This window comes from Acinetobacter sp. WCHAc060033, assembly GCF_004209125.1.
GTDB classification, from domain to species: domain Bacteria; phylum Pseudomonadota; class Gammaproteobacteria; order Pseudomonadales; family Moraxellaceae; genus Acinetobacter; species Acinetobacter wuhouensis.
The window spans coordinates 1-497 of sequence record NZ_SGSW01000185.1; the positions used below are offsets into that span (position 1 = coordinate 1).

Here is a 497-nt window from a genome sequence, read left to right on the forward strand (position 1 = left end):
GTATGGTGTACGTAAAGTCTGGCAAAAACTGAAACGTGAAGGCTATATTATTGCACGCTGTACTGTTGCTCGATTAATGAAAAAGCTAGGTATACAAGGTGTTTGGCGAGGTAAGAACAAACAAACCACCCGTAGCCGAGATGACCAAAAACGAGCAGATGATTTAGTGAAACGTAATTTTACTGCTGATCATCCTGACCAACTGTGGGTCAGTGACTTTACGTATATTCAAACTCATTCAGGCTGGGTCTATACCGCCTTTATTATTGATGTGTTCTCACGAGCAATTGTTGGATGGAAAGTATCGACACGGATGAATACAGATATGGTGCTCGATGCATTAGAGCAAGCCTTGCACGATCGAGGCATGCCAAAGAATGTGATTCATCATTCCGATAGAGGTGTTCAATATCTTTCTATTCGCTATACCAATCGTTTAGAAGCAGCAAATTTACGAGCATCAGTCGGTACAACTGGTGATTCATACGATAATGCTC

The 497-nt window shown here is 41.6% G+C and carries 1 protein-coding gene; it reads left to right on the forward strand.

The features are described from left to right. On the forward strand, nucleotides 1-497 hold a 497-nt coding region (locus tag EXE10_RS21210), incomplete at both ends, for an IS3 family transposase (RefSeq protein WP_130114614.1).